The organism is Kineococcus endophyticus (genome assembly GCF_040796495.1).
Classification (GTDB): domain Bacteria; phylum Actinomycetota; class Actinomycetes; order Actinomycetales; family Kineococcaceae; genus Kineococcus; species Kineococcus endophyticus.
Window position 1 is genome coordinate 16,802 of sequence record NZ_JBFNQN010000009.1, and the last position, 16,197, is coordinate 32,998.

A 16,197-nucleotide genomic window follows, 5' to 3' on the forward strand; every position below is an offset into this window, starting at 1 on the left:
CCGGCGTCACCATCGCCCGCGCGGGACGGTTCCGCCGCACACCACCGTCCCGGGGAGCCCGTCGTGACCGCACCCTCGTTGAACCCCCGCCTGGCCGGGGTCCGTTCCTCCCCCGTCCGCGACCTGCTCGCGCTCACGGGCGTCGAGGACGTCATCTCCTTCGCCGGCGGCCTGCCCGCGCCGGACCTGTTCGACGTCGACGGTCTGCGTGCCGCCTACGACCGCGCCCTGTCCGGCCCCGCGGCACGCCGGAACCTGCAGTACGCCGCGACGGAGGGCGACCCGCGGTTGCGCTCCCTCGTGGCGGACCGGCTCACGCGGCGCGGTCTGCCGACGGACCCGGACGACCTGCTCGTCACGACGGGATCGCAGCAGGCGCTGACGCTGCTCACGACGGCCCTGCTCTCCCCCGGCGACGTCGTGGCGGTGGAGGAACCCAGCTACCTCGCTGCGCTGCAGTCGTTCACGCTCGCCGGCGCCGAACTCGTGGGCGTTGCGAGCGACGACGACGGAGCCCTGCCCGAGGCCGTCGAGGAGGTGTTCCACACCCGTCGGCCCGCGGTCCTGTACCTCGTCCCGAACTTCGCGAACCCCACCGGGCGGACCCTCACCCTCGAACGCCGCGTCCGGATCGCCGAGCTCGCCGCCGAGCACGGCGTGTGGGTCGTCGAGGACGACCCCTACGGGGAACTGCGCTACACCGGAGACCCGGTCCCGGCGCTGGCCGCGCAACCCGCTGCGGCGCAGAACGTCCTGCACCTCGGCAGCTTCTCGAAGATCGGCGCTCCGGGGTTGCGGCTCGGGTGGGCGCGGTTGCCGCGAGCGGTCCGGCCGGCGGTCGTCGTGGCCAAGCAGGCCGCCGACCTGCAGACGTCCACCGTGGACCAGGCCGCCGCCGCCGAGTACCTGGCTGCGACCGACCTCGACGCGCACGTCGCCGGCGTCGTCGCGGCGTACTCCGCGCGCCGGGACGCGATGCTCGCGGCGCTGGAGGACGCGCTGCCCGTGGGCAGCACGTGGTCGCGCCCGGACGGCGGGATGTTCACGTGGGTCGACCTGCCGGGAGGGGTCGACTCGGCGCAGTCGCTGCCGGCCGCGCTCCGCGAAGGCGTCGCGTTCGTGCCCGGGGAGTCGTTCTTCGCCGGGGAACCGGACCGTTCGACGCTGCGCCTGTCGTTCACGACGCACTCCCCCGAGCGCATCGCCGAGGGGGTGTCCCGGCTCGGCCGCGCGCTACGGGCGTGAGAGCGCGATCGGGCCGGACGGGAGCCGGTGCGCCTCCACGGGCCGACCGAACAACCACCCCTGGGCCCGGTCGCACCCCATGTCCCGCAGCATCTTCGCCTGCAGTTCGGTCTCCACGCCCTCGGCCGTGACGACCATGCCGTGGGCGTGGGCGAGGCTGATGAGCGCCCGCACGACGGCCTCGGCCCGATCGGAGGAACCCAGGGGTCGCACGAAGCTCATGTCGATCTTGAGGAAGCTCAGCGGGAACTTGTCGAGGTAGGACAGCGAGGAGTACCCCGTCCCGAAGTCGTCGAGACCGACGCGGGCTCCGATGCTCCGCAGTTCGCCCAGGCTCGCGCGCGTCGACGTCGACAGGTCGATGAGCGTGCGTTCGGTGACCTCGGCGAGCAGGGAACTGCCGGAGGCACCGGTCGACTCGACGCTGTGCGCGAGGCGGTGCGCGAACGCGGGGTGCTCGAGCGTCTTGCCGGAGACGTTGAACGAGACCTGCAGGCCGACCCCGTCGCGCCGCCACTCGCGCAGTTGCCGCAGGACCTCACCCAGCACCCACGTGTCGACGTCGACGATGAGGCCGGTGTCCTCGGCCGTGTCGACGAAGTGCTTGGGTTCCAGGATGCCCTCGACCGGGTCGTCGAGCCGGACGAGCGCCTCGGCGGCGACGAGTTCGGACGACCGCAGGTCGACGATCGGCTGCCAGACCACGCGCAACCCGTCCGTGCGCAACGCACGGCGCACGCGGTGCTCGGCGACGTGGCGGGCCTGCGCCTCCTCGCGCATGGCCGAGTCGTAGACGGCGACGCGGTCGCGGCCGCCGTCCTTGGCCCGGTACAGCGCCATGTCGGCGCTGCGGAACAGGTCGTCGGCCGTCCCGTCGTGACCGATGGCGATGCCGGCGCTGGAGGTGCACACGAACGGCTCGGGCAGGCCGGGCAGGAGCATCGGGGTGCGGAGTCGGCGCAGGACGTCGCGCGCCATGATCGAGGCGGCCTCCACGCGGCTGACGCCGGGGACCATGACGACGAACTCGTCGCCGCCGAGGCGGGCCAGGACGGCACCGGGCGGGGCGGCGTCCTCGAGGCGGACGGCGACCTGGCGCAGCAGCGCGTCGCCGATCTGGTGCCCGAGGGTGTCGTTGACGAGCTTGAACCGGTCGAGGTCCAGCAGCACGAGGGCCACGGCGTCCTGCGGCGTCGCCCGCTCGAGGGCCTCGGCGAGGCGGACGTCGAGCACGGACCGGTTGGCCAACCCGGTGAGGGAGTCGCACTGGGCGAGGCGGACGAGTTCGCCGGTCGACTTCTCCCCCGCGGACACGTCGAGCACGAGGCCCTGGACGACGCTGGTGCTCGTCGTGGACAGCGGGACGCTCATCCCGAGGAAGGTGCGTTCGGTGCCGTCGGCGGAGGCGACGCGGAACGGGTACGGGGCGGAGGTCCCGGCGTGGGCCGCGGGGTCCTCGACGCCGGTGAAGGGTCCGCGGTCGTCGGGGTGGATGCGGGAGCGCCACGTCTCCAGGTCCGGGTCGGGCTCGGCGGCCGGCAGGCCGAGCATCTCCCGCAGGCGGTCGTCGAGGGTGACGACGCCGCTGGCCGGGTTCCACGACCAGGACCCCAGGCCCGCGAGGCGCAACGCCCCGGACAGCAGCAACCGCGCGCCAGCGGACTCGCGGTCCGCGCGCGCAGCGTCCGCCGTGGCGACCAGGGCGCGCCAGGCGGCGCCGGCCGAGGCCGTCAACACCTCCAGCCGCGGGAAGCGGGCACCGCCCACCCCTTCGCCGCCGCCCCAGACCGCGAGCCGCGGGGCGCGGGGGTGGCCCGGGACGAGTTCCACGACGGCGGACGGGCACATGCGCGTGAGGTCGGCTCCGGCGAGGCGGGACCCCGGGACGAGCAGCAGGTCGCCCTCCGCGGCGATCACCTCCAGCTCGCGGTGCCGGGACCGCGCCACGGTCTCCAGCAGCAGGACGCGCGCGTAGCCGGCGTCGTGCACCTCGGCGACGAGCTCCTCGGCGAGCGCCGTGACGTCCGAGCACTCGGTGAAGCGGCGCTGCGCCCGCAGGACGGCCGCCCCGAGGTCCACCGGGGGAACGGCGGCGGCGGAACCTGACAGGTCGACGCCGAGGCGCACGTCCTCCACGTCCCGCGAGGGGTCCTCGGCGACGGCCGCGGCCGCGCGCTCGCGGGCCCGTCGCGCGCGCAGGGTGGCCGACGACGCTGGCAATCCGCTCACTTCCCGGTTCCACCCTCCGCCGTGCGGGCCGACAGCCCGCCCTTCATCACGCAACGTGACTGACTCTAACGCCGAGTGCACGTCTTTGGTACCTCGACCGGCGTCTCGACAGATCGTTCGCAGTGGTAATTAGCGAGAGCAAGGACTATGGTGTCCTCATGCCACCATCTCCCTCCCCCGACGTCCGGGGCGCGGGCGCCGTGAGCACCACCGACCGCCCGGTCGACGACCACGACACCCCCGGCGCCCCCCTGGACCGCCTCGCGGTCGACCTGCGGGTGTCGCTGCTGCGCACCGCCCGGCGGCTGCGGGCCCAGAAGAGCGTCGACGACCTCACCGACGGCCAGTTCTCCGTCCTCGCCCAGCTCGTCAACGGCGGGCCGCGCACGCCCGGCGAACTCGCGGACGCCGAGCACGTGCGGCCGCCGTCGATGACGCGGACCATCGCCGCCCTCGCCGACGCGGGGCTCGTCTCGCGCACCGACCACCCGGTCGACGGCCGTCAGGTGCTCGTCGCCGTCACCGACGCCGGCCGCGACGTCGTCCTGGAGACCCGGGCCCGCCGGGCGGCGTGGCTGAGCCGCCGCCTGGAGGACCTCAGCCCCGCCGAACGCGCCACCCTGGCCGAGGCCGCCGCCATCCTCACGCGGGTGATCAGCGCGTGAACCAGACCTTCCGCTCGCTGCGGCACCGCGACTACCGCCTCTGGGCCGGCGGCGCGATCGTCTCCAACACCGGCACGTGGATGCAGCGCGTGGCCCAGGACTGGCTCGTCATCCAGGTCCTCACCCACGGCTCGGGCACCGCCGGCGGCATCACCACCGGTCTGCAGTTCGGCCCGATCCTGCTGCTCGCCCCCGTCGCGGGCACGATCGCCGACCGCTTCGACCAGCGCCGCACGCTCATGGTCACCCAGGCCGTCATGGGGTTCCTCGGGCTCGTCCTGGGCGTCCTCGTCGTGAGCGGGACCGCCCAGCTCTGGCACGTCTACGTGCTCGCCGTCCTGCTCGGGTCCGCCTCCGCCATCGACGGCCCCGTCCGGCAGACCTTCGTCGGCCAGCTCGTGCCGCGGGAGGACCTGCCCAACGCCATCGGGCTGAACTCGGCGTCCTTCAACTCCGCCCGGCTCATCGGCCCGGCTCTGGCCGGCGTCCTCATCGCCTGGGTCGGCACGGGCCCGGTCTTCCTCATCAACGCCGCCTCGTTCGTCGCACCCCTGGTGATGCTGCACCTCATGCGGCCCGCGCAGCGCGCGCCGCGGGTGAAACCGGCGAAGGGCAGCGGAGGCATGCGGGAGGGCCTGGCCTACGTCCGGGCCCGGCCGGACCTGCTCGCGATCTTCGTCCTCGTCGGGGTCATCGGGACGTTCGGGCTGAACTTCCAGCTCACCAGCGCGCTCATGACGAGCGTGAAGTTCGGGACCGACTCCGCCGGGTTCGGCCTCGCCGGCACCGTGCTGGCCGTGGGGTCCCTCGCCGGTGCCCTCGTGGCCGCGCGCCGGGGACGTCCCCGGTACCGGCTCGTCGTCGGTGCCGCCTTCGCCTTCGGGGTGCTGGCCTCGGTCGCGGCACTCATGCCGACGTACGCGCTCTACCTCGTGGTCCTGCCGTTCATGGGCCTGGCGTCGCTCACGCTCATGACGGCCGCGAACGCCACGGTCCAGATGAGCACCGAACCCGCCATGCGTGGGCGGGTGATGGCGATGTACATGTCGCTCATGCAGGGCGGCACCGTCGTCGGCGGGCCGTTCGTCGGGTGGATGGGCACCCGGTTCGGCCCCGAGTGGTCGATCCTCGTCGGCTCGATCCCCTCGGCCGTGGTCGGCGTCCTCGTCGGGGTGTACTTCCTGCGGCGGGCGCGGGTGCGGGTCACCTACTCGTGGAAGCAGTCCCCGCACGTGCGGCTCGTCCCCGTCCGCGACGACGAGCGGGATGCCGCCGCGGCGTGAACCGCCTCGGGCGGGGCGGAGAATGGAACCCGTGCCCACCGACCTGACCACCGCCCTGGCCGACGTCCGGACCCTGCTGCTGGACACCCCGCACCTGGCCCGGGCCGTCGCGGCGGGACGGCGCAAGGGCCTCGAACCGCCGGCGGCCGAGCGGGTCGAGGTGCGCCCCGTGCAGCTCAAGGCCGGTCCGCACCTGCAGTTCACCGCCCGCACCGGGCCGGTCGTCTCGACCCGCAACGTCCCCGTGGACGAGGCCGCCGCGGCCGTCGACGACCTGCTCGCGCAGCCCTACGGCAACCTGCACGTGGAGACGGCGACGGAGGTCGTGCAGGTCCGCGTGACGAAGAAGGGCGACGCGCAGGTCCACCGCGCCGCCGCCGCGCACGAGGCGGGACCGGCCGGGCACGACAAGGCCAAGAACCGTCTCGTGGACCCCGACGACCCGCTGTTCCGCGTCCTGGGCGCCGGGGGCGACAAGCGGCGCCAGGTGGAGGCGTTCGTCCGCCAGCTCGCCCCGCTCGCGCCGACCGTGCTGTCCCGGCCCGGCGACCGGGTGCGGGCCGTGGACCTCGGCTGCGGGAACGCCTACCTGACCTTCGCGGCCCACCGGTGGCTCGGGGACGCAGCCCGCGCCGAGGGCAAGGTCCTGACGACCGTCGGCGTGGACGTGCGCGAGGACGTGGTGGCGACCGGTCGCCGCGCGGCGGCCGAGGCGGGCCTGACGGGCCTCGAGTTCGCTGTCGGCTCGATCGCCGGCGCGGACCCGTACGCCGACGGCGGGCCCGACGTCGGGCCGGACGTGGTCATGGCCCTCCACGCCTGCGACACCGCGACCGACGAGGCGCTCGCGCGGGCCGTGCGCTGGGGCGCTCCCCTCGTCCTCGCCGCGCCGTGCTGCCACCGCGACGTCCAGCGGCAGCTGCACGGGAACCGCGCCCCGCTCGTCCGCCACGCGATCCTGCGCGAGCGGTTCGCCGACGTCCTCACCGACACCCTGCGCTCGCTCGTGCTGCAGCTCCTCGGGTACCGGGTCGAGGTCGTCGAGTTCATCGACTCCGCGCACACGCCGCGCAACGCGATGATCCGCGCGGTCCGGACCGGTTCGGGGCCGCGCCCCGCCGCCCGCGCCGATCTGCTGGCCGAGTTCGACGAACTCACCCGCACGTGGGGCGTCTCACCGGCCCTGGCCCGGATGCTGGAACCGGAGCTCGCCGCCGTGCGCGCAGGGGTTCAGGCCGCGCTGTAGGTCAGGCACTCCGTCCCGCCGCCGGCCGACGTCCCGACCTCGATCGTCGAGGCCGTGCACGTGAGGTCGGAGTTGTGCGAGCAGTCCGAGAGCTGGCACGCACCCACGTGGCCGTCGCTCGTCGGGGAGTGCTTCGTCGGGATCCCGAGGAACGTCGCGCAGTGGTTCGCGCCGTGGTCCCCGACGGTGATGGCCGGGGCGTGGCAGGACGCCGAGGCGTTGAACGTGCAGCCGTCGGCGGAGCACTGGTGGATGGGGGTCAGGTCCAGGTTCACGGTCGCCATGGTTCGAAAGTAACCGCGGAAATCCCGCACGGCTAGCCAGGAATGCCTTTCCTGGCCGCTTCGGGAAATGCAGGTCAGGCTTTCCTCAGTCGTTCCGCGACGTGGTCGACGCACGCCGTCAGGGCCCGCACGTCGTCGGGCTCGACGGCCGGGAACAGGCCGATCCGCAGTTGGTTGCGCCCCAGGCTGCGGTAGGGGAAGACGTCGACGATCCCGTTGTCGCGCAGCACGTCCTGGACCGCGACGGCGTCCACGGAGGGGGCGAGGTCGATCGTCGCGACGACCTGGGACCGGGCCGCGGGCTCGCTGACGAAGGGACTGGCCCACTCCCGCTGCTGCGCCCAGTCGTAGACGTGCGCGGAACTCTCCGCCGTCCGCCGGACGGCCCAGTCCAGGCCGCCCCGGGCGAGCATCCACTCGACCTGCTCGGCCAGCAGCACCAGGGTCGCCACGGCCGGGGTGTTGTACGTCTGGTCCTTGCGGGAGTTCTCGACGGCGATCTGCAGGTCGAGCGAGGCGGGCGTCCAGCGACCTGTCGCCCCCACCTCCCGCACGCGGTCGAGGGCGGCCGGCGACAGCACCGCGAGCCACAGGCCCCCGTCGGAGGCGAACGCCTTCTGCGGCGCGAAGTAGTAGGCGTCGGTCTGGGCGACGTCGACGGGCAGACCCCCCGCCCCGGAGGTGGCGTCGACGACGACGAGCGGACCGCCCTGCTCGGCGGTGGGCCCCGCCGGCCGCACGACGGGCGCCATGACGCCGGTGGAGGTCTCGTTGTGCGGCCAGGCGACGACGTCGACGCCGCCGGCGACCTCCCCGAGCCGCGGCAGCGTCCCGGGCTCCCCCCGGACGACCACGGGATCGGCGAGGAACGGCGCGGCGGCGGTGGCGGCGGCGAACTTGGCGGAGAACTCCCCCAGGACGAGGTGCTGGGCGCGCTCGCGGACGAGGCCCAGCGTGGCGACGTCCCAGAACGCCGTGCTGCCGCCGTTGCCGAGGACGACCTCGTAGCCCTCGGGCAGGGAGAACAGCTCGGCGATCCCGGCACGGACGCGGCCGACGAGCGACTTCACGGGCGCCTGGCGGTGCGAGGTGCCCAGCACGGTGCGGCCGGCCGCCGTCAGGGCCTCCAGCTGCTCGGGCCGGACCTTCGAGGGGCCGGACCCGAAGCGACCGTCGGACGGCAGCAGCTCGGTGGGGATGCGCAGACCGGTGGCGGGAGCAGTCACGGTCGCATCCTGCCGCACCCGGGCGGGCCTCCCGCACGCATGATGGGTCCGTGACCAACGACGACGCGACCGACGCCGGCGCCGACGCACAGATCGACCTCGAACGCTTCGTGTCCGCCTCCGCCGACACCCACGAGCGGGCGCTGGCCGAGCTGCGCGCGGGCCGCAAGACGTCGCACTGGATGTGGTGGGAGTTCCCCCAGCTGCTCCTCGGCAGCTCCCCCACGTCCGTCGCCTACGCGGTGCACGGCCTGCCGGAGGCGCGCGCGTACCTCGCCCACCCCGTCCTCGCCCGGCGATGGCGCGAGAACTGCGAGGCGCTGCTGGGGCAGCCGTCCCGTGACGCCCGGACCGTGTTCGGCGGGATCGACGCGGCCAAGCTGCGCAGCTCGGCGACCCTGTTCGCCGCCGCGGGCGACGAACAGGCCCGGCAGGTCCTGCAGGAGTTCTTCGACGGCCGCGCCGACGCCTCGACCACGGACCTGCTGGACCGGGCCGCCGACTAGACGAACTCCTCGAACCGCTTGCGCAGCAGGCGGGTCACGTCGTCGGGGTCCTCGGACCACCAGCGCTTCGAGAGGATCTCCACCTCGACGGGACCAGTGAAACCGGCGTCGGCGACGAGGCCGGACAGGTGCGGCAGGTCGATGACACCGTCGCCCATCATCCCCCGGTCCAGCAGCAGGTCGGACGTCTCGGGCAGCCAGTCCGAGACGTGGTACCCGGCGATCCGCGTTCCCGCGCGGGCGATCTGCGCCTCGAGCTCGGGGTCCCACCACACGTGGTAGGCGTCCACGACGACGCCGACCTCCTCGCCGGCGTCCCCGCCGAGAGCGTCGGACAGGTCGAGGGCCTGACCGAGGGTGCTGACGACCGACCGGACGCTGATCATCATGGGGTGCAACGGTTCCACGGCCAGCCGGACACCCGCGGCCTGGGCGTGCGGGAGCAGGTCGGCGATGCCGTCGCGCACCCGGGCGCGGGCACCGGCGAGGTCGCGGTCCAGCAGGGGCCCGCAGACCAGCACGAGCGCGTCCGCCTCCAGGGCCGCGGCCTCGTCGACGGCCCGGCGGTTGTCGTCGCGCACCGCCGCGGGATCGGCGGCGGGGTCGGTGAACATGCCTCCGCGGCAGACGGAACTGACGTGCAGCCCGGCCGACCGCACGAGCTCGACGGCCCGGTCGAGACCGACCGCGGCGATCTTGTCCCGCCACAGGGCCATGGCCCCGATCTCGTGCCGCTCGCAGGCGGCGACGGCCGCGGGCAGGTCGAGGGAGTTGAGGGTGATCTGGTTCAGGCTCAGCCGCGCGGCGTCCATGGTCCACTCCGTCGTCGTCGCTGGAATGCGCTTTCCCGCACCTTGGCACAGGCCGGTGCCCCGGTCAACGCCGAGCTCTCCCGGGCGGGTCACAGGCCCGTCTTGTGACCCCACGGTCCGTCCCCGGTTCCGCGGCCCGCCCCGGGGGCGCAGGCTGAGAGCGTGCTCCGCGCCCTGCCCCGCCCCACCTCCCCGATCGCCGCGCTCGTCCCCGGTCTGCTCGTCGTCGCTCTCGCCACGGTGGTCGCCCTCGGCCTCGAACGTCTGACGCACGTCCTGACGGCCTCCACGGTCGCCGTGGCGCTGGGGGCCCTCGTCCGCTCCACCGGCGCGTTCCGGCCGTCCTGGAAGCCGGCGACCGGCTTCGCGTCCAAGCGGCTGCTGCGGATCGCGGTCGTCCTGCTCGGGCTGCAGCTGCCGCTCTCACAGGTGCGGGACCTCGGGTGGGGCGGGGTCGTCCTCGTCGTCGGGGTCGTCGTCGTGACGTTCACCGGCACCCAGGTGCTGGGCCGCGCGCTCGGGCTCGGCCGGGACCGCTCACTGCTCGTCGCGACGGGGTTCTCGATCTGCGGGGCGTCGGCCATCGCCGCGGTGCGGCCCGCGACGGACGCCGACGAGGAGGACGTCGCCACCTCCATCGCCCTGGTGACGCTCTGCGGATCGCTGGCCATCCTGCTGCTGCCGTTGCTGCGCAGTCCGTTCGGCCTCGACGTCCACGCCTTCGGCGTGTGGGTCGGAGCGAGCGTCCACGACGTCGGGCAGGTCGTCGCCACGGGCGACCGGGTGCCCGGAGCGCTCGAGACCGCCGTCGTCGTGAAGCTCTCCCGCGTGCTGCTGCTGGCACCGCTCGTCGCCCTCGTCGTGCTGCACCGCCGCCGGACAGTGCCCGCCACCGACTCCACCGCCCGCCCCCCGGTCCTGCCGTTCTTCGTCGCCGCCTTCGTCGCCGCCGTCCTCGTGCGCGCCACCGGCGTCGTGCCCACCGCCGCCCTCGACGCCGTGCAGCACGTGCAGTCCGTTCTGCTCGTCGCCGCGCTGTTCGCGCTCGGGACGGGGATCGACGTCCCGCACCTGCTGCGGACGGGCGGGCGGTCGCTGGTGCTGGGCCTCAGCTCGTGGGTGCTCGTGGCGGGGGTGTCGCTCGCCGGGGTGCACCTGCTGCACGTCGGCGGCTGACCGCGGCCGGTCCCGCGCCTGCACCCACGTCTGACCGGGCGTGGGACCAGGCGTGGGAACACCCGTCGGTGTCCTCCCCGCGTCGTCGGGGCGACCGCCTCGGGACACCCACACCTAATGGGCCTTACCGGCACCGGAAGTAGTTCTAGGGTCCGGTACCGGTAGCGACTGGTGGGTCAGCACTCACCACATCTGGAGCGCGTGAGGCCTGGAGTGAGACCGTGCGCCCATCAGCCGCGAGAAGGCGCGCACTACTGCTGGGATGACGTAGCCCCCCAGGAGGCCCCGACGGGGGCCGCCCTCCGGTGAGCACTCGACCATTAGGTCGTCAGCAGCCTTCTCCTCGCTACCGGGCACGACCTGGCACCGCCCCTCGGTGCCGGGCAGGAGCGCAGACGAGCAGATGGAGGCGAACACCGATGGCGCTGTTCATCGGGGACGACTGGGCCGAAGACCACCACGACATCCTCATCACCGACGAGCACGGCAAGAAGCTGGCCAAAGCCCGCCTGCCCGAAGGCCTGGCCGGGATCGAGCGGTTGCACGCCCTGGTCGCCGAGCACCTCACCGACGCCGACGTCGACCCAGTCACCGGCCACCTGGCCAGCGATCGGGTCGTCGTCGGCATCGAAACCGACCGCGGCACCTGGGTCGTAGCACTGGCCGCGGCCGGCTACACCGTCTACGCCCTGAACCCGATGCAGACCGCCCGCTACCGCGAGCGGTACTCCACCTCCGGAGCCAAGTCCGACGCCGCCGACGCCGCGGTCCTGGCCCGCATCGTGCGCCAAGACCGTGAGCACCACCGGCCGTTGGCCGCCGACAGCACCGACGTGGTCGGGCTGAAGATCGCCACCCGCGCCCATCAGTCGCTGATCTGGGACCGCACCCGGCACCTGCTGCGGCTGCGCTCGACCCTGCTCGCCTTCTACCCCGCTGCCTTGCAGGCTTTCGGTGAGGTCGGTATCGAGCTGGGTGAGGCGGACTGCCTGGAGCTGCTGGCCGCTGCGCCGGACCCAGACCGGGCCCAGGCCCTGTCCCGCTCGAAGATCGCTGCGATGCTGCGCCGGGCCGGGCGACGGGAGGTGGAGGCCAAGGCCGAGGCGATCCAGGCCGTGCTGCGGGCTGCGGCGTTGCGTCAACCCGACCCGGTCCAGCGGGCCTACGCCGCCTCGGTCAGCGCCTCGGTCAGCGCCTCGGTGGGGTTGCTGGTCGCGCTGCGGACCCAGATCGGTGAGCTGGGGCAGGTGGTGGGGCAGGGTTTTGGTCAGCACCCGGCCGCTGAGATCTACCTCAGCCAGCCGGGCCTGGGACCGGTCCTGGGAGCGCGGATGCTGGCCGAGTTCGGCGACGCCCCCGGCCGCTACCGCGACGCGCGGGCGCGGAAGAACTACGCCGGGACCTCCCCGATCACCCGGCGTTCTGGGACTCGCAAGAACGTCCTGGCCCGCTACGCCCGTAACCGCCACCTGGCCGACACCGCCTACCAGCAGGCCTTCTGCGCCCTGCAGGGCTCACCCGGAGCTCGGGCCTACTACGACATCTGCCGGGCCCGCGGGGCCAACCACAACGCCGCCTTACGGCAGCTGGCCAACCGGCTGATCGGGATCCTGCACGGCTGCCTGCGCCACGGCACGCTCTACGACGAGGCCACCGCCTGGCCCTGTCCTGCCGGGCGAGCACCGGTGCCGACTCCCCAGCCGGCAGCTGCCGCCGCTTGACGCCGCCAAGCCCTGGGATGTCTCACCCCACGTGGGTGTCCCGATGGGTGTCCCCGTGGGTGTCCCGATGGGTGGCACCGTGGGCGCACCGTGACGAGCGGCCCTCAGTCCCCGAACTCCGCCAGCACCACCGGCACCGTCGTCCGGCGCGGCGGCGCCTCCGACCCGCCCATCCGCTCCACGAGCAGCCGCGCGGCCTGGCGGCCGACGTCGACGGGGTCGTAGGTGGCGAGGGCGACGCGGTCGACGAGCACCTCCGCGAGCTCGACGGCGTCGAACCCGCCGATGACGACGTCGGCGCGGGCGCGGTGGACGGCCAGGAGCGCGCCGACGGTCATGCGGTTGTTGTCGCAGAACACCGCGGTCGGCGGCTCGGGCAGGGCCAGCAGGTCCTGGGTCGCGGTCCGGGCCTCCTCGCTGCTGTGCTGGTTGAACCGCAGCAGGTCCCGCTCCTCGCGCACCCCGGCGGCGCGCAGGGCGGCACGGAAACCGGAGTAGCGCTTCGCGCCCGTGCCGGACCCGCGGTCGCCGCCGACGTAGGCGATGCGCCGGTGCCCGCGGTCCAGGAGGAGCTGCGTCAGCCGGCGGCTGCCCCCGGCGTTGTCGAGGAGCACGACGTCACCGCGCACGCCCTTGGGCAGGCGGTCGACGAACACGATCGGCGCCCGCTCGGCCAGCGCCGCGTACCGGCCCTCGGCGTCGTCGTCGCCGGGCACCATGAGGACGCCGTCGACCCGGCGGCGCAGCAGCTCCCCGACGATCTCCTTCTCCCGCACCTGGTCGCGGTCGCCGAGGGCGTCGCGGCCGGTCGAGAGCAGCAGGACGACGTACCCGGAGGCGGCGGCGACGATCTCGACGCCGTGGGCGAGCTCGGCGGAGAACGGGTTGGTCAGGTCCTCCACGACGAGCGCGATCGTCGCCGTCCGCTGACCCGGCCGCAGCGTGCGGGCGCTCTCGTTGCGCAGGAAGCCGAGGGCGGCGACGGAGGCCTCGACGGTGGCCCGCGTGACGGGGTCGACGTACTTCTCGGCGTTGACGACCCGCGACACCGTGGAGATGCTGACCCCGGCGTGCTCGGCGACGTCCCGCATCGTGGGGGGCCGGCCCTGTCCCACGTCGACCTCCTCGTCGCGCGTCCCTGTGAACCCTGGGCGTGCTGTGAACGTTGTCAGCGCACAGTAGACGACCCCCGGTGCCGCGTCACGACTCCGGGCCCATCACCCACTCCTCACCGCAGGACGCGGGTGAGCCGGTCCACGCGGCCGATCGTCCGCAGGGCCGCAGCCACCCCCGCCGGCGGGTCGGACACGAACGTGTCGCGCCGCCGCAGCTCGTCGAAGTCGATCCGGTCGCCCCGCGGGAAGTCCACCCCGGCGCCGGCGAGGACCGCCGCGAACTCCTGCGCGACGAGCCCGTACCCGCACGACGTGGGGTGCAGGCCGTCGAGGCCGATGAGACCACCGGCCAGCAGCCGGCCCGCGTCGTCGGTGGCGGGGAACCGGGTGTCCAGCCCGCGCAGGGCGTCCGGCAGCGGGTAGGGCGCGAACTCCGGCGGACGCGCACCCAGTTCGTCGTTGCGGCGCACCGCGAGCCGGTCGAGCATCGCGCCCACGTCCACGACGCGCCAGTCCCGCCCCTGCTCCCGCGCGGCGCCGACGACGTCGAGCAGGGCCCGGTTGTAGCCGTCGATGGCCTGGTCCACGGCCCACGCGTCGAACCCCGTGAGGTGCCCGTCGCGGTCGGGGTCGAAGGTCTCCTCGGTCGCCCACGGACGGCCGTACCAGCGGAAGTACCGCCCGCACTCCGGCAGCGGCCCGCCGAGTCCGTGGACGATGGGCGGGATCGTCACGTGCGGGACGGTCCCCCACAGCACGCGGTCGGTGTCGACGTCGGCCACCGCCCGCGCGACCTCGGCCAGCTCGGCGGTGAAGTCGGGGACCGTCCACACCGTGTAGGCGTCCTTGGCGTCCAGCTCGCGGAAGCGCGGTCCGCTCGCCACGACCCGCAGCTGCACGACGCTGCGCAGCGCGTTGTTCGCGCCGAGCCACACGCAGAGCGACTCGACACCGCCGTCGAGGTCGCGCACGGCCCGCAGCGACGTCAGGGCCTCCCCCGTGACCGAGCGGGAACCGTCGAGCACCTCGACGGCGGCCCGGGCGTTGGGCGCCTGGACCAGGGGGTTGAGGCGGTGCCACCACCCGGACCGCACCCGGGCGCGCTCGGTGTCCGCCGTCCGCGCGAGGTGGTCGCGCAGGTCCCAGCCCCAGACCGCGAGGTCCTCGTAGCGGGGGCCGCCGCGCGCGCCCGGCGGCCGCTCGTAGGCGCGTTGCACCTCCAGCGCGTACCTCAGCCCGCCGACGAGGGTGGGCACGAGCGGGCGACCGAGCGCGCGGCGGGCCAGGAACTCCAGGTTCAGCGGGTAGCCACCGGGACCGTCGTCCTGCGGGCGGGCGAACGGCACACCGAGGAGGTCGGCGACCAGCGCCGGCCAGGACAGGGCGCGGTCGTGGACGGCGTAGTGCTTGAACCCCTGCGTGAGGGAGTCGCCCACCGCGGCGAACCGGTGCGTCCGCGGTCGCGGGGGTCGCGGTGGGACGTCGACGCCGAGCGTCGGGTCCTGGACCGGGGGCCGGACGGCCGTCGTCAGGGTCAGCCCGAGGTCGGACGCGGCGGTCGGCACGCGCGCAGTGTGCCCTCCCGCGGGTCCCGGACGAGGACCGGGCCTACGCTCGGCCCCGTGGAGGATCCGGCGGGACGACGGGTGGACTACGGGCAGCGGCACCTCGCGGAGTCCGACCTCGCGGCGACGCCGCTCGAGCAGTTCGAGCGGTGGTACCAGCAGGTCGTGGACGCGGGCACCGCGGCGGTGCCCGAACCCAACGCGATGACGCTGTCCACGGTCGACGAGGACGGCGTCTCGGCCCGGACGGTGCTCCTCAAGGGGGTCGACGCGCGGGGTTTCGTCCTCTACACCAACCTGCGCTCGCGCAAGGCCCGCGGGATCGCCCACGACCCCCGGGTCTCCCTCGTGTTCGGGTGGTTCGGCGTGCAGCGCCAGGTGTGCGTGCGCGGCCGGGCCGAGGAGGTGCCGCGCGAGGAGACGGAGGCGTACTTCACCTCGCGCCCGTACGGTTCCCGCATCGGCGCGTGGGCGAGCGAGCAGTCCGCCCCCGTCGACGCCGCGACCACGCTCGATGAGCGCGCCGCGCAGTTGCGGCAGCGCTGGCCGGACACCGGTTCGGCCGCGGACGTGCCGACCCCGCCGCACTGGGGGGGTTTCCTCGTGCGTGCGCACGAGGTGGAGTTCTGGCAGGGGCGGACCTCACGGCTGCACGACCGCCTCGTGTTCTCCGCCACCGGCACGGGGACCGCCCTCGACGTCGCGGGGAACTGGTCGGTCGCACGGCGCCAACCCTGAACCCGCGACTCCGGAGCCGGCTGGGGTTCCGGCGAGTATCGTCGGGGGATGGAGAGGACCCTGCACACCCGGCTGCACGCCGACGCCCTCGAGGCCTACGACACCCTGCACGCCCAGGTCCCCGCCGACCTGCTCCAGGCCCTCGCCGACGCGGGCGTGCGGGACTGGCGGATCTGGCGCGACGGCCGCGACGTGTTCCACTGGCTCGACGTCGAGGACTACCAGGCCATGCGCGCCCACCTGCGCGACCACCCGGCGAACATCGCCTGGCAGGCCCGCGTGACGCCCCTGCAGACCACGCCGGACGACTACTCGGGGGACGACGAGGGACTCCCGTTCGTGTGGGGTTTCCGCGAGCAACGCGCTGCGGCGCAGCAGGACTGAGC

General features: G+C 74.1%; 15 protein-coding genes. 9 read left to right on the plus strand and 6 right to left on the minus strand.

What is annotated here, in order from left to right; translation table 11 throughout:
• Positions 1 to 63 precede the first annotated feature (63 nt).
• Positions 64 to 1,245, plus strand: coding sequence for an aminotransferase-like domain-containing protein (locus tag AB1207_RS13665; protein WP_367638933.1), 1,182 nt, complete (start codon positions 64 to 66; stop codon positions 1,243 to 1,245).
• On the opposite strand, the gene AB1207_RS13670 is transcribed toward AB1207_RS13665, so the two are convergent.
• Entirely contained in the window at positions 1,234 to 3,474 is a 2,241-nt protein-coding gene (locus AB1207_RS13670) for a putative bifunctional diguanylate cyclase/phosphodiesterase (RefSeq protein WP_367638934.1), read from the minus strand. The two genes, AB1207_RS13665 and AB1207_RS13670, sit on opposite strands and share 12 nt — an antisense overlap.
• Before the next feature lie 158 nt (positions 3,475 to 3,632).
• Between AB1207_RS13670 and AB1207_RS13675 the strand changes: the two genes are divergently transcribed.
• The 3 genes from AB1207_RS13675 to AB1207_RS13685 are packed head-to-tail and all read left to right on the plus strand — an operon-like array spanning position 3,633 to position 6,668.
• The gene (locus AB1207_RS13675) at positions 3,633 to 4,139 is read left to right on the plus strand and encodes a MarR family winged helix-turn-helix transcriptional regulator (protein WP_367638935.1); all 507 of its coding nucleotides are present in this window, start codon (positions 3,633 to 3,635) and stop codon (positions 4,137 to 4,139) included.
• Positions 4,136 to 5,422 (plus strand): MFS transporter, encoded by a 1,287-nt coding sequence (locus AB1207_RS13680; protein ID WP_367638936.1) that lies wholly within the window; start codon positions 4,136 to 4,138, stop codon positions 5,420 to 5,422. Before AB1207_RS13675 ends, AB1207_RS13680 begins: the two co-directional genes overlap by 4 nt.
• Before the next feature lie 31 nt (positions 5,423 to 5,453).
• Positions 5,454 to 6,668 carry a class I SAM-dependent methyltransferase gene (locus AB1207_RS13685; RefSeq protein ID WP_437178939.1) on the plus strand — a complete coding sequence of 405 codons (1,215 nt, stop codon included), beginning with the start codon at positions 5,454 to 5,456 and terminating at the stop codon, positions 6,666 to 6,668.
• On the opposite strand, the gene AB1207_RS13690 is transcribed toward AB1207_RS13685, so the two are convergent.
• Positions 6,653 to 6,952 (minus strand): DUF1540 domain-containing protein, encoded by a 300-nt coding sequence (locus tag AB1207_RS13690; RefSeq protein WP_367638938.1) that lies wholly within the window; start codon positions 6,950 to 6,952, stop codon positions 6,653 to 6,655. The two genes, AB1207_RS13685 and AB1207_RS13690, sit on opposite strands and share 16 nt — an antisense overlap.
• Positions 6,953 to 7,026: 74 nt before the next feature.
• Complete coding sequence (gene serC, locus AB1207_RS13695) at positions 7,027 to 8,178, minus strand: phosphoserine transaminase (protein ID WP_367638939.1); 1,152 nt, start codon at positions 8,176 to 8,178, stop codon at positions 7,027 to 7,029.
• 50 nt (positions 8,179 to 8,228) lie between these two features.
• Between serC and AB1207_RS13700 the strand changes: the two genes are divergently transcribed.
• Positions 8,229 to 8,684 carry a DUF1810 domain-containing protein gene (locus AB1207_RS13700; protein WP_367638940.1) on the plus strand — a complete coding sequence of 152 codons (456 nt, stop codon included), beginning with the start codon at positions 8,229 to 8,231 and terminating at the stop codon, positions 8,682 to 8,684.
• Here AB1207_RS13700 and AB1207_RS13705 read toward each other — a convergent pair.
• Positions 8,681 to 9,496, minus strand: coding sequence for a sugar phosphate isomerase/epimerase family protein (locus tag AB1207_RS13705; protein WP_367638941.1), 816 nt, complete (start codon positions 9,494 to 9,496; stop codon positions 8,681 to 8,683). The genes AB1207_RS13700 and AB1207_RS13705 overlap by 4 nt on opposite strands.
• Before the next feature lie 162 nt (positions 9,497 to 9,658).
• Here AB1207_RS13705 and AB1207_RS13710 point away from each other — a divergent pair, with 162 nt between their 5' ends.
• Together AB1207_RS13710 and AB1207_RS13715 are read left to right on the plus strand one after the other, a co-directional pair.
• Positions 9,659 to 10,672 (plus strand): YeiH family protein, encoded by a 1,014-nt coding sequence (locus AB1207_RS13710; RefSeq protein ID WP_367638942.1) that lies wholly within the window; start codon positions 9,659 to 9,661, stop codon positions 10,670 to 10,672.
• A gap of 419 nt (positions 10,673 to 11,091) precedes the next feature.
• Entirely contained in the window at positions 11,092 to 12,393 is a 1,302-nt protein-coding gene (locus tag AB1207_RS13715; RefSeq protein ID WP_367638943.1) for an IS110 family RNA-guided transposase, read from the plus strand.
• 104 nt (positions 12,394 to 12,497) lie between these two features.
• Here the strand turns inward: AB1207_RS13715 and AB1207_RS13720 are convergent, their stop codons facing one another.
• Together AB1207_RS13720 and AB1207_RS13725 are read right to left on the minus strand one after the other, a co-directional pair.
• Positions 12,498 to 13,508, minus strand: coding sequence for a LacI family DNA-binding transcriptional regulator (locus AB1207_RS13720; protein WP_367638944.1), 1,011 nt, complete (start codon positions 13,506 to 13,508; stop codon positions 12,498 to 12,500).
• Positions 13,509 to 13,621: 113 nt separating this feature from the next.
• Positions 13,622 to 15,073, minus strand: a complete 1,452-nt coding sequence (locus AB1207_RS13725) for a hypothetical protein (protein ID WP_367638945.1) — start codon at positions 15,071 to 15,073, stop codon at positions 13,622 to 13,624.
• A 57-nt stretch (positions 15,074 to 15,130) separates the two neighbouring features.
• On the opposite strand from AB1207_RS13725, the gene pdxH reads away from it, so the two are divergent.
• Both pdxH and AB1207_RS13735 read left to right on the plus strand, forming a co-directional pair.
• Positions 15,131 to 15,811: a pyridoxamine 5'-phosphate oxidase gene (gene pdxH, locus AB1207_RS13730; RefSeq protein WP_367638946.1), complete on the plus strand. Its 681-nt coding sequence runs from the start codon at positions 15,131 to 15,133 to the stop codon at positions 15,809 to 15,811.
• 48 nt (positions 15,812 to 15,859) lie between these two features.
• Entirely contained in the window at positions 15,860 to 16,195 is a 336-nt protein-coding gene (locus tag AB1207_RS13735; RefSeq protein ID WP_367638947.1) for an L-rhamnose mutarotase, read from the plus strand.
• Positions 16,196 to 16,197: the final 2 nt, after the last annotated feature.